Below are 12872 nucleotides of genomic sequence, written 5' to 3' on the forward strand. Positions count from 1 at the left end.
ATTCAATTCGCAGTTGTGCTTAGGAGTTCTTAACCCGCATGAATGGACACGCAACAGGCCTCAGGTCCAATCAGAACGTCTGGGTTTGCAAAATGCAATTCGCTACTGCAGCAAAACTCTGACGCAGCGGCAAGTCCTTGGGAGGTGACCTAGCTGGCCTCCCTGGCGTCGGACCAGCACGTCGACAGACGGGGAATTCAGCTCGCCGCTAAACGTAATGGATTTGCAGCCAGCAAAGCGACTTTGGTTAGGCGGGCGCGTGGCGTGCTGGCAGCAACCCAGCAGGGCGTAGCCGTAAGTTACCAACGATCCAGGCGTCGTCGAGGGGCGAGCTCATTTCCGCTCCACGGGCGAGGGTTCCTTCGGCACGATCGACGACTTTCAGCGTCGCTACATCCCGCCGGGCAAGCTCAGGTGCGCTCGGGGCAGAGACCAGTCCGTTGTCAGAATGACGCTAGACGGCCGCGGGATACGGCCTGCGTTCGATCCGAAAAAAGTGTCCCACCATGCTACCAGCTCAGCGATCACTCGCCCGCCCACGCCCCTAAAGCCTTCCATTCGAAAGAGACGGGACAGAAACTGCTCGAGCTGTCGCCCTCAAGGGGCGACCGCCTCATTATCTCAAATTTCATAAATTTAATTCGATCTGCGCATTGTCTGGGTTCGAGCAGTTCGACTAATTCGTCAACAAAGGTACGGCTGCTGCCGTTTGCGCCGATGTTGACTTTATTTGAAGCCAAATGCTTGGGGATGCCATTAATTGTAGCCGATTGCTGCGTGTGCAGCGTCATCTCAATCTTTGGTAGTAAGTAACAGAGTCAAGGTTGTGCGCAATTCGAGTCAGAGATCCTGGTCATAGAGTCAGAGATATGCGTTGCTCGACAAAGCAGCGAGCCCTCAAATATCGATCGTCGCGCTCAGCGAATGTTCCTGAATGAAATCGCGGCGGGGCTCGACGACGTCGCCCATCAGCTTGGTGAAGATGTCGTCGGCCTCGTCGACCTCCTTAACCTTCACCTGGAGCAGCGAGCGTGCCTCGGTGTCGAGCGTCGTTTCCCAGAGCTGCTCCGGGTTCATCTCGCCGAGGCCTTTGTAGCGCTGCAGGCTGATGCCCTTGCGGCCCGAATCGGTCACGGCCTCGAACAGATCGACCGGGCCGTGGACCACGTGCTCTGAGTCCTTGCGCCGCAGCTTGCCGGAGCGGGCGTAAACGTCCTGGAGCTTGGTCGTGTATTCGTCGAGCTTGCGCGCCTCGGCCGAGCCAAGCAGCGCATCGTCAATGACGGCGGCTTCCTTGACACCGCGCACGGTGCGCTCGAACAGGAAGCCCTGGCCCTCGATGAATTGTCCGACCCAGCCGCGCTCGACCTCCTCGGCCTGGTTGTCCAGCCGGCTCGCGATGTATTGCGCGGCGGCCGCCGCCTTCTCGGGATCGCCGTAGATCTCCTTGTTCAGCACGCCGGTGATGGCGGCCTGCTCGACCACCTTGCGGTTATAGCGGCTGTGCAGGTTGCGCAGGACGCTGCGGACTACGCGGGCGTCGTCGACCAGTGCGCGCAGATCGCGCCCGGAGCGGTCGCCGCCGGTGCCGGGGATGTACACGCAATCATCGAGGCCAGCGTCGATGAGATAGTCTTCCAGCGCCCGCTCGTCCTTCAGGTACTGCTCGGACTTGCCGCGTGAGACCTTATAGAGCGGCGGCTGGGCGATATAGAGATAGCCGCCGTCGATGATGTCGCGCATCTGCCGGTAGAAGAACGTCAGCAGCAGCGTGCGGATGTGAGCGCCGTCGACGTCGGCGTCCGTCATCACGATGATCTTGTGATAGCGCAGCTTCTCGACCGAGAACTCGTCGCTGATGCCGGTGCCGAGCGCGGTGATTAGCGTGCCGATCTGCTCTGACGACAGCATCTTGTCGGGACGCACGCGCTCGACGTTCAGGATCTTGCCGCGGAGCGGCAAGACGGCCTGGAATTCGCGGTTGCGGCCCTGCTTGGCGCTGCCGCCTGCCGAGTCGCCCTCGACGATGAAGAGCTCGGACTTGGCCGGATCCTTTTCCTGGCAGTCGGCGAGCTTGCCCGGCAGCGAGGAGACCGAGAGCGGGCTCTTGCGCGTCAGCTCGCGCGCCTTTCGCGCCGCTTCACGGGCCGCCGCGGCCTGGATCACCTTGCCGACGATCATCTTGGCTTCGCTCGGGTGCTCCTCGAACCAGGCGGCAAGCGCCTCGTTGAGGACGTTCTCGACCACGGGGCGCACTTCCGAGGACACCAGCTTGTCCTTGGTTTGCGACGAAAACTTCGGATCGGGTACCTTCACCGAGAGAACGGCGGTGAGCCCTTCGCGGCAATCGTCGCCGGTCAGCGCGATCTTTTCCTTCTTGGCATTGGCCTCGGCATAGCCGTTGACCTGGCGCGTCAGCGCGCCGCGGAAGCCGGCGAGATGGGTGCCGCCGTCACGCTGCGGGATGTTGTTGGTGAAGCACAGCACGTTCTCGTGGTAGCTGTCGTTCCACCACAAAGCGGCCTCGACGCCGATGCCGTTGGCTTCCGAGCGCACCATGATCGGCGCCGGCACCAGCGCCTTCTTGTTGCGGTCGAGATATTTGACGAACTCCTCGACGCCGCCGGAATAGAACATCTCCTCGCGCTTCTCGACCGCGTGGCGCATGTCGGAGAGCACGATGTTGACGCCGGAATTGAGGAAGGCGAGCTCGCGCAGCCGATGCTCGAGCGTGGCGAAGTCGTATTCGACGTTCTTGAAGGTCTCGGTCGAGGCCAGGAACGTCACCTCGGTGCCGCGCTTGCCCGGGGCATCGCCGACGACCTTCAGCGGCGCCACGGCATCGCCGTGGGCGAACTCGATATAGTGCTCCTTGTTGTCACGCCAGATGCGCAAGCCGAGCTTGCTCGACAGCGCGTTGACGACGGAGACGCCGACGCCGTGCAGGCCGCCGGAAACCTTGTAGGAGTTCTGGTCGAACTTACCGCCGGCGTGCAGCTGTGTCATGATGACCTCGGCCGCCGAGATGCCTTCGCCCTTGTGGATGTCGACGGGAATGCCGCGGCCGTCGTCGCGCACGGTGACGGAATTATCCGCGTTGAGGATCACCTCGACGCGCGAGGCATGGCCGGCGAGCGCTTCGTCGATGGCGTTGTCGACGACTTCGTAGACCATATGGTGCAGGCCCGAGCCGTCGTCGGTGTCGCCGATATACATGCCCGGGCGCTTGCGGACGGCATCGAGTCCCTTGAGCACGCGGATCGATTCCGCGCCGTAATCGCTCGCGTTGGAGGGCTCGTTTTCGGCAGCGTGCTGCCGAGCAGGTTCTGTCATGAGAGGCCTTCGAGATGTCGCCCGAATCAGCGGCGCAAAAGGCGCTGATTTGCGGGGCTATTTGTGCCATGAAAGACCGCTTGCGCCTAGCGCAAAGTATCCTCCGGCAACCCTTTGAGCAGATAGGGTTTTTCGGCCGGTTTTCAAGGCGCCGGAGGGCCGATTCTGGGCGCCGCAAAAAGCCCGATTCGAGGGCAGTTTTTTGCCTCGAAAAGCCGTGGATTTTGCGGGGTGAAAGGTTCGGTTTTGGTCGGGCCACAGCGTCGGTGCAACCTCTCCCGCTTACGGGATCGGCGCGTCCGAGCGATGCGAAGCATCGTCCCGCGCGCCGGGTGAGGGCTTTCTCATCTTGGGGATTGTCCCAATGCGGAAGCACCCTCTCCCCAACCCTCTCCCGCAAGCGGGAGAGGGAGCGCACCTGCTTCGTGGCGCCTCAATACATCTGCAGCGGCAGCACGTCGCCGCTCGGGCCCACCAGAAGGCCCCAGGCCTCGCCGGCGGCAACGGTCAGGGACTCGTTACGCGCAGGCCGGCCGGGCAGGCGCAACGCGTACGCGTATTTGCCGGGCGGCAGGTCGAGCATCGGGCCTTTCGGTGATTGCGGGCCGCCGGCGCCGGCTGCGATCTTCACAGTCTGCTTGTTGATCGTCAGCGCGGCCTCGTTCGCTGCCATATTTCCGAGCATGAGCCGCGCTTGTCCCGCCTTCGGCATGATCTCGGCCTTGGCCGCGACATCGGCATTCTTCTGCGCCAGGCTGACCGTGGTCTCGCCCTTGGCGCGGCCGAGCTTGAGCATGGCGGGACCTTGCGGCGAGGTGAAGTCGATCTGCGCGCGTTCCGCGGACACGATCGCGCCGTCGGCTCTCTCCTGCCAGCCCAGCTTTGCAAGCTCGGCCCGGTAGAAGGCGAGGACTTCGTCGAGCGAAGCGGGGATGCGGGCCTCGAGCTCGCGGCGGAGCGGCGCTTCGCCTCCGGGTATCTTGGTGGTGGCGAGCGATTTCGACGAACGCTGCGTCGGCACCGGCAGCGGGGACTCAGGATCGGGCTTGAGCGGCTCGGCGGATTTGGCCTGAATCTCCACCGCCGCGCCGGCCGCAGGCTTGGCCGCTTCGGTCACCAGGCCCGATCCGTCGGCGCGGACATTCACCTTCGGGCCCATCTGCATCACCGTCATCGAGATCGACTTGCCGCCCTTCGAGAACGCCATCACCGCCATGTTCGGCTGGTTGATGACGGAGGGCTGCTCCTTCCAGCCCGAGCTCTTCAGCGCGGTGCGATAGAAGCTGCTGAGCGCCTTCACGCTCGACGCCGAGGAGAATTCCAGGTGGCCGTCGCCGCCTTCGAACGTCACGGCTTCGGCGTTTTCGGGCAGCGGCACCGGCGTCTTGCTGTCAGCGAGCGCGGTGAGCGGGGCGTCCGACAGGGAGGCGGCCTGCGTCTTGCGCCTGATATCATCGGCCGCAATGAGCTGCTGAGCCGTACCCAAGGCATCGCTCAGGAATCTCGCGTCGGCCTCCTTCTTCGCCTTGGCGCGGGCGGCGAGCGCGGATTCCTTCACCTGCGCGGTCAGGCTGACCATGGTGAAATCATATTTGCGGCCGAGCCGCAGCACGCCGGTTTCATCAGAGTTGGAGATCTTGATCGCCACCTCGTCGCCGGGCGCGAGCGGTGCGCTGCCATCCTCCTGCCAGCCGCGCGCGGCGAGCTCGCGCTGATAGAAGGCGCGCACGGCGGGCAGCTCGGCCATCGCGGCGGCCGAGATCTCGCGCTTGTTCGAGCTGGCGCTGCCGAGGCCCCGCGCAGATTTGGTCGACTTCGGCCGCGGCAGACCGGCCATGTCGTCGTCGGCCTCGAGCACCTCCGGCAGCGCGAACGGCGCGACCCGGATCTCGACATTGGTGCGGCCATCGTCGCGGCGCGTCAGGGTCAGCATCACCGGCTTCTGGTAGACGTGCGTCGCGTCGCGATCGGGGTGGTCGTAGAAGACGCGAACGCCGTTCGGAACGGTCCCGGCAAGATCGGCGTTCGGCCAGCGCAAGGCCGTCTCTGGGTTCAGCTTGCGCCACCCCATCGCCGCCATGTCCTTGGTAAAGAATGCTGCGGTCGCATCGAGCGCGCCGGGCGCGATGCAGCTGAGATAGGGCCGGGTCTCGTCGAACACGAGATCGATCGCACCTTCCGGAAAGGGCACGTTCGCATAGATCCGGTTCGGCGTGTAGAACACGGCGGACTGGTCGGGTCGCCCGCGCGCCTGTGTGAAGGAAACGCGCAGCCCTTGCCGTCCCTTCTTGAAAGTCAACGCTGCGCTTCTCTCATCCAGCGGATACATATAGGGCACCCAGCCGTCGGCGCTCAGCAGCTTCCTGGTGGCGTCCGACGTGGCGGCAAGCGGGGTCGGCACGGTGTAGATCACGCGATAGGTGTCGGGACGCGAAGTGTCCTCCACCGCACCGTCGAGCCGCGGCAGCGTATGGACGTCGACGATGCCATCATCTGCCGCGCCGGCGGGACGCGAGGGGATCACTATCGCGAGAATGCCGCAGGCAAGCAGCAGCCATCTTGCCGGGACTTGCGCCCCGCGCCGGATCATCGGCATCGTCAAAAAACTCCTGGATGTCGCGCGGGTCGTCATGCCTTTGCGCATTGGCGGGCTGCGGCGCCGTCGGCGCGGCCTCAGACGAGAAGTCGCGCCGGGAACCGGAGAGGTTCAACAGGCTCAGTACAGCTGCAACGGCGGCCAGGCGTCACCGTCGCGCCCGACCGTGAGCTCCCAGGTGTCGCCGGCGGCGGCGGTGAGGATGTTCGTGGTGGCGGGTTGGCCCGGGACGGCCAGCCTGTACGAATATTCGCCCGGCGCGAGGTCCAGCGCGACGGCATTCGCGCCGGCCGGACGCGGGATGGTCCGCTCGTTGATGGTGAGGACCGCTTCCTTGTCGCCGATATTGCTGAACACCAGCTTCGCCTGGCCGGGCTCGGGCAGCACGTTCGCCTTCATCGCCATGTCCGCGTTCTTCTGCACCAGATGAACCGAGGTGCCGGAATCCTTGCGGGCGAGCTTCAGCGCGGCCGGCCCCAGCGGCGAGACGAAGGCGAGCCGGACGTGATCGGCGTTGACCACGGCGCCATCATGCTGCTCTTGCCAGCCGAGCTTGCGAAGCTCGGTCCGGTAGAAGGCGAGCACGTCGCTGAGCCCTGCGGGCACGGTGGCCTCCAGCCTGACGCGGAGCGGCGCGTCGACGCCCTGCATCAGCGTGGTGTGGATCCCTCTGTAAGTGTAGCGGGTCGGTGCGGGCAGCTTGGCATCGGAATCCAGCGTGAGCGTCGTCGGAAACAGATGCGGCAGCGAGGCACCGGCGCTGGCCGCGAGCATGCACATCGCAAGCAGGGCGAAGCCGCACGCAAACAACTGCCATCGTGCCGGGGCTTGCGCCCCATGCCTCACCGCCGTCATGCTCATGCTCCAAAAATATCGCGAAGGATATCGCGCATGTCCGAGTGCTGCGCGATGGCCGCTTCTTGCGGCCTCAAGCAGCTAGTCGCGATCTGGAACAGGCGGGTTCAATGTGGCGGCCTAGCCGCGGGCCGAGACTCGTCCGCTCTCGACGTCAAACACTTCGCCCCCCGCGCCGATCTCGGCGAAGGCGGCAGGATCCGCACCGGTCAGCCACACCTGCGCGCCGAGCTTCTTCAGCTCCTCGAACAGCGCCGCCCGGCGGTTCGGATCGAGATGCGCAACCACCTCGTCGAGCAGCAGCAGCGGCACGATGCCGGTCATCTCGGCGACGAGGCTCGCATGCGCCAGTACGAGGCCGATCAGCAGCGCCTTCTGCTCGCCGGTGGAGGCATCGCGCGCCGGCATGCGCTTCGGCGCGTAGATCACCTGGAGGTCGGTGAGATGCGGGCCGTCGGTGGTGCGGCCGGCGATCGCATCGCGCGGACGGTTGTCGCGCAGGATCTGGCGGTAGCGGTCCTCGACCGAGGTCGCGGTCTCCTCGAGCAGCGCGTTCTCCATCCAGCCGTCGAGCGCGATTTGAGCGGACGGAAATGCGGATGCCTGCGTGCGCGCGTTGAGCATGCCGGTGAGCCTTGCCGCGGTCTGGCCGCGCGTGGCCGCCACCGCGACGGCGAGCTCGGCCGTCTCGCGCTCGATCGCGTCGCACCAATGGTCGTCGTAATTGCGCGTCTCCAGCAGGCGGTTGCGCGAGCGCAAGGAGCGCTCGAGCGCGTTGATGCGGCTGGAATGCTCGCTGTCGATGGCGAGCACGAGACGGTCGAAGAAGCGCCGCCGTTCGGACGCTGCGCCCATGAACAGCCCGTCCATCGCCGGCGTCAGCCACACCATGCGGATATGATCGCCGAAGGCGCTGGCCGAGCCCACCGGCTCGCGGTCGATGCGGCAGCGCCGGCTGACCGTGGTGTCCGCGCGCGGCGCATCGATGCCGGTGCCGAGCGTCGCCAGCCCCAGCGCGCCCTCGACCTGCGCCGACACCGCCCAGGAGCCGTCACCCTGGTTGTCGGCGACATCCTCCAGCGTCGCCCGGCGCAGGCCGCGGCCCGGCGACAGGAACGAGATCGCCTCGATGCAATTGGTCTTGCCCGCCCCGTTCGGCCCGACCAGCGCCACCAGATCAGCCGCCGTCTCGAGCCCCGCCGCTCGGTAATTGCGAAAATGCGTCAGCGTCAGCCGATGAATGCGGGAGGGGGTCATGCTAGCTCGTCATTGCCGGGCTTGACCCGGCAATCCATCGGCCGCGTCAGCGGGCTATTTCATCATATAGGTCTTGCCACGCGGGATTGCTTTTCACGATCAGGTCGATCTTCCACTCGCGTGACCAGTGCTTCATGTTCTTTTCGCGCTGAAGGGCAGCGGCGATCGTGTCGTGTGCCTCGAAATAGACCAGGGTTTTCACCCCGTAGCGTTTGGTGAAACCGTCTGCCAGACCTTCGCGATGTTCATAGACGCGCCTGACCAGATTGTTCGTGACGCCGATGTAGAGCGTTCCACCGGGCTTGCTGGCGAGAATGTACACCCAATAGGTCATCTTGCTTGATGGATGGCCGGGTCAAGCCCGGCCATGACGAAAAGAGAGAAATCGTCTCACACCCGCATCGGCATCAGCACGTACAGCGCGCTCTTGTCGTCGCGGTCCTGCACCAGGGTCGGCGAGCCGGGGTCGGCGAGGCGGAGCGTGGCGACGTCGCCTTCGATCTGGGCGGCGATGTCGAGCAGATAGCGGGAGTTGAAGCCGATATCGAGCGCGTCGGAGGCGTATTCGACCTCGAGCTCTTCGGTCGCGCTGCCGGAATCCGGATTGGTCACCGAGAGCACCAGCTTGCCCGCCGACAGCGACAATTTGACGGCGCGGCCGCGTTCGCTGGAGATGGTGGAGACGCGGTCGACCGCGTTCTCGAAATCCTTCTTGTCGACCACGAGCTCCTTGTCGTTGTTCTGCGGAATGACGCGGCCGTAATCGGGGAAGGTGCCGTCGATCAGCTTCGAGGTCAGCACGACGTTGCCGATGGTGAAGCGGATCTTGGCCTGCGACAGCTCGATCGTCATCTCGGCCTCGGTGTCCTCGATCAGGCGCTGCACCTCGCCGACCGTCTTGCGCGGCACGATCACGCCGGGCATGCCCTCGGCCCCCTTGGGCTGCACCAGGTCGAGCTGGGCGAGGCGGTGGCCGTCGGTGGCGACACCGCGCAGGGTGGCGGCCTTTGGCGTGCCGGCGGCATGCAGATAGATGCCGTTGAGGTAATAGCGCGTCTCTTCGGTGGAGATCGCGAACTGGGTGCGGTCGATCAGCCGCTTGACGTCCTTGGCGGCGAGCGAGAACGAATGCGACATGTCGCCGGCGGCCAGATCCGGGAAATCGTTCTCCGGCAGCGTCTGCAGCGTGAAGCGCGAGCGGCCGGCGCGGATCGCGAGCACCGCGCGGTCGCCGTCGGCCTCCAGCACGATCTGCGAGCCGTCCGGCAGCTTGCGCACGATGTCGTAGAACATGTGCGCCGGCACGGTGGTGGAGCCCGCGGTCGCGGTTTCCGCCGGCAGCGTCTCGGTCACTTCGAGGTCGAGGTCGGTCGCCTTCAGCGACAATTTCGCGTTCTCGGCGCGCACCAGCACATTGCCGAGGATCGGGATCGTGTTGCGGCGCTCGACCACGCGGTGGACGTGGCCCAGCGATTTCAGCAATTGTGCGCGTTCGACCGTAACCTTCATTGCACTACTCGCCCGATCCCTTAGGAAAACACAGCGTTGAGAAGGCCGGGCGGCGGGACGCGCGCCACGGCACCGAAGACCCCGCAAGGCCGGATCATTCCTGCCGATATGACCAAAGCCGTCTGGGTCGCGCAAGGTGCCGCGGATGCCCCGCGGATTCAAGGGATTGGGGCCAGTTCCCCACGATTTACCGCGCCAAAACGAAGACCGCGCCCAGGTGTAGGTGCGCTCCCTCGCCCCGTTCTTACGGGGAGAGGGTTGGGGTGAGGGGCTTCTCTCCGCGGGCGAGCCTGCCGTTGGATCGGTACCCCCTCACCCGGATCGCAAGAGCGATCCGACCTCTCCCCGCAAGCGGGGAGAGGTGAAAGAAGAAATAGGCCTTTATTCCTGAAGCTGGCGCTTCAGCGATTCCACTTCCTCCGACAGCGCGGTGTCCTTGGAGACCAGCGCCTCGATCTTGCGCACCGCGTGCAGCACGGTGGTGTGGTCGCGACCGCCGAAGCGGCGGCCGATCTCGGGCAGCGAGCGCAGCGTCAGCGTCTTGGCGAGATACATCGCCACCTGGCGCGGGCGAACCACATTGGCGGTGCGGCGCGAGGACAAGAGGTCGGAGCGGCTGACATTATACTGCCGCGCCACCACGCGCTGGATGTCCTCGATCTTGATCCGCTTGGGCTCCTGCGGCCGCACCAGGTCGCGCACCTCGTGCTCGGCCATCTCCAGCGTCACCGGCCGGTTGTTGAGCTTGGAATGCGCCAGCAGGCGGTTGATCGCGCCTTCGAGGTCGCGGCCGTTATGGGTGATGGTGCGCGCCAGATAATGCAGCACCTCCTCGGGCACCTCGAACGTGGCGTGATGGGCGCGGGCCGCCGCGACGCGCGACTTCAGGATGCCGTGGCGCAGCTCCTCGCCGAGCGATCCCATCTCGACCACGAGCCCGCCGGCGAGCCGCGAGCGGACGCGATCGTCGAGGCTCTCCAGATCCGACGGCGGACGGTCGGCCGCGATCACGACCTGGCGGCCGGCGTCGATCAGCGCGTTCAGCGTGTGGCAGAACTCGGCCTGCGTCGACTTGCCCTGCAGGAATTGGAGGTCGTCGATGACAAGCACGTCGATGCCGCGCAGCGCTTCCTTGAAGGCCAGCGCCGTCTGCGTCTTCAGCGCGGCGACGAAGCCGTACATGAATTTTTCGGCCGTGAGATACAGCACCTTGCGCTCGTTGCCGGAATTGCCGGCCCAGGTCACGGCCTGCAAGAGATGCGTCTTGCCGAGGCCGACGCCGGCATGGATGTAGAGCGGGTTGAACATCACGGGGTCGCCCCGACGCCCTTCGGCGACCTGGCGCGCGGCCGCATGGGCCAGCGTGTTGGAGCGGCCGACGACGAAGCTGGCGAAGGTCAGGCGCGGATCGAGCGGCGAGCCGCCGAGCGCGTCGTGATTGGCCGAGACCGGCGCGGTCGCGGTCGAACGCAATTCCGGCGTCGGCGCGCGGCGCGCCTCGACCGGCACCGGCGCTTCCTTCGGCTGCGCCGAGGGGCGCACGGCGGAGCGCACCGTGAGATCGATGCGATGCACTTCCGGCATCTCGGCCTGCCAGCACGACAGCACGCGCTCGGCATAATGGGCCTGAATCCAGCTCTTCAGGAACCGCGTCGGCACCGAGAGCCGCACGCTCTCGTCCTGCACGCCTTCCAGATCCATGCGTGCAAACCAGCTGGTGTAGACGTCCTCGCCAACGCTCGAGCGCAGCCGACCCTTCACGCGTGACCAGCGATCCTGTTCCATTGTCATCGTCAGAAAACTTCTCTTGAGAGATATAGTTGCGTTTGTGAGCGCCATGCAGGGTTCTTGCCACGGTCCCTGAAGTGGCGCGACCTCGAGCGAGTCCATCGTCGGGCATAGCTCGACCGTTCGGCGCGAACGCCGCGGGTCAGATCAGCGATGTCAGAGATGGAGGGGTCGCGAGGTCAGCGCGTACTCGGCGCTCCGTCACACGCGGGAGGCTGGAGATCCGACGGAGCTGAAACGGCATCGTTGGAAAAGGAAACGTGCTGAAATACCGCGTTGAGTCCGTAAGACATGATACCTCCCCGTCCTGCCGTGATCGCTCACGACAAGGTCCTGCGTGTCCTGAAGACAACCGCGCCGTACTCCTGTCGCGGATGCCTGCCCAAATGTACTAGCCGTCCGTTCGACTTCGCCACCTTGTGTGCCGGGATAGCTTCGCGATGTCTCTCTTGTACGCCTTGGCGCGACGGGATGGATAAGAACCCGCTTGGAGACATTCAGACAAAGTACTACCCTTCCCACATTGCTGTGGATTCGTCCGACAATCACTTGTTGAAGCGTCGCCTACGTGCACATCGCCGCCGATTTGCACGCTCGCCCCGTTTCCGATACCGCGCTGGTCTCAAGATCGTGGGCGCCGCTGACGACCTAAGGAATACACTAAGCGGAAAGACTCGCAACGAATTGATTCACACTTGAGCCAGCAAAAAAACTTGACGTCAGTTAACGTCGCACGTGGGTTGTGCACAGGCTCGGAGCAAGTTTTTGGATTCGTGCACAGAATCGAAAATGCCGGACCTCATGTGACAATTCTCCGCCACCGCCGATTTTTTTTACAAATTTGTCACGCGTTCGACGCGCGGGCCGAATTTTCCAAATGCTTGCGGTCGCTATGTCGATAAGTGATTAACGAGACATCGTTTTTTGAGTCTCGTTTCACAGGGTAACTCCATCGTCACACGCATTCCTGTGAATCTACGGTGTGCAGAACTCTCGTCCGCCACCGATTCAATTCGCGCCCGCCTCACAGGGGTTTTTTGCAACGCAGTGAAGTTTCCGCTGTTGCAGAACATCAGCAGGTAAAATTACGGAACGAAGACTGACGGACGATGCAAATCGTCCAAGCGACGCGTGAGCCTCGCGCGACTGCTTGCGTAAATTTGACAGCCAACGAAAAAGCCCGGCGCGAGGCCGGGCTGTTTGACGCGCTGACCGGATCGACCGATCAGGCGATGTCGCCAAGATGACTTAGCAAGATTTACTTCGCGAGCTTGGCGATCTGCGCGGTGAGGCGCGAGACTTTGCGGCTGGCGTTGTTCTTGTGAATGATGTTGCGCTGGGCGGCGCGCATCAAGGCGGGCTCGGCCGTCGCGAGCGCCTTCACGGCAGCGGCGCGGTCGCCGCTCTTGATGGCTTCCTCGACGTTGCGCACGGCGCCACGCATCTGGGTGCGGCGCGACTTGTTGACGGCGGTGCGGCGGGCGATCTTGCGCGTCGCTTTCTTGGCGGAAGTGGTATTGGCCATGGTCTCAAT

9 protein-coding genes are annotated in these 12872 nt (G+C 64.4%); all 9 read right to left on the reverse strand.

Annotated elements, in window-relative coordinates; all coding sequences use genetic code 11:
- Positions 1-524: 524 nt before the first annotated feature.
- Positions 525-791: a hypothetical protein gene (locus ABIA40_RS31525; RefSeq protein WP_404545153.1), complete on the reverse strand. Its 267-nt coding sequence runs from the start codon at positions 789-791 to the stop codon at positions 525-527.
- A 106-nt stretch (positions 792-897) separates the two neighbouring features.
- The gene (gene gyrB / locus ABIA40_RS31530) at positions 898-3333 is read right to left on the reverse strand and encodes a DNA topoisomerase (ATP-hydrolyzing) subunit B (RefSeq protein WP_036038672.1); all 2436 of its coding nucleotides are present in this window, start codon (positions 3331-3333) and stop codon (positions 898-900) included.
- 433 nt (positions 3334-3766) lie between these two features.
- On the reverse strand, positions 3767-5929 hold the full coding sequence (locus tag ABIA40_RS31535) for a hypothetical protein (protein ID WP_404545155.1): 2163 nt from the start codon (positions 5927-5929) through the stop codon (positions 3767-3769).
- 120 nt (positions 5930-6049) lie between these two features.
- The gene (locus ABIA40_RS31540; protein WP_404545157.1) at positions 6050-6784 is read right to left on the reverse strand and encodes a hypothetical protein; all 735 of its coding nucleotides are present in this window, start codon (positions 6782-6784) and stop codon (positions 6050-6052) included.
- Between the two features lie 120 nt (positions 6785-6904).
- On the reverse strand, positions 6905-8041 hold the full coding sequence (gene recF, locus ABIA40_RS31545; protein ID WP_404545159.1) for a DNA replication/repair protein RecF: 1137 nt from the start codon (positions 8039-8041) through the stop codon (positions 6905-6907).
- 46 nt (positions 8042-8087) lie between these two features.
- On the reverse strand, positions 8088-8375 hold the full coding sequence (locus ABIA40_RS31550; RefSeq protein ID WP_157284865.1) for a GIY-YIG nuclease family protein: 288 nt from the start codon (positions 8373-8375) through the stop codon (positions 8088-8090).
- A gap of 56 nt (positions 8376-8431) precedes the next feature.
- Positions 8432-9550, reverse strand: coding sequence for a DNA polymerase III subunit beta (gene dnaN / locus ABIA40_RS31555; protein WP_036002613.1), 1119 nt, complete (start codon positions 9548-9550; stop codon positions 8432-8434).
- 381 nt (positions 9551-9931) lie between these two features.
- Positions 9932-11341, reverse strand: a complete 1410-nt coding sequence (gene dnaA / locus ABIA40_RS31560) for a chromosomal replication initiator protein DnaA (RefSeq protein ID WP_157284864.1) — start codon at positions 11339-11341, stop codon at positions 9932-9934.
- Positions 11342-12596: 1255 nt separating this feature from the next.
- Positions 12597-12863 (reverse strand): 30S ribosomal protein S20, encoded by a 267-nt coding sequence (gene rpsT / locus ABIA40_RS31565; RefSeq protein ID WP_157284863.1) that lies wholly within the window; start codon positions 12861-12863, stop codon positions 12597-12599.
- Positions 12864-12872: the final 9 nt, after the last annotated feature.

Source organism: Bradyrhizobium sp. USDA 223 (genome assembly GCF_044909005.1).
Classification (GTDB): Bacteria; Pseudomonadota; Alphaproteobacteria; order Rhizobiales; family Xanthobacteraceae; genus Bradyrhizobium; species Bradyrhizobium yuanmingense.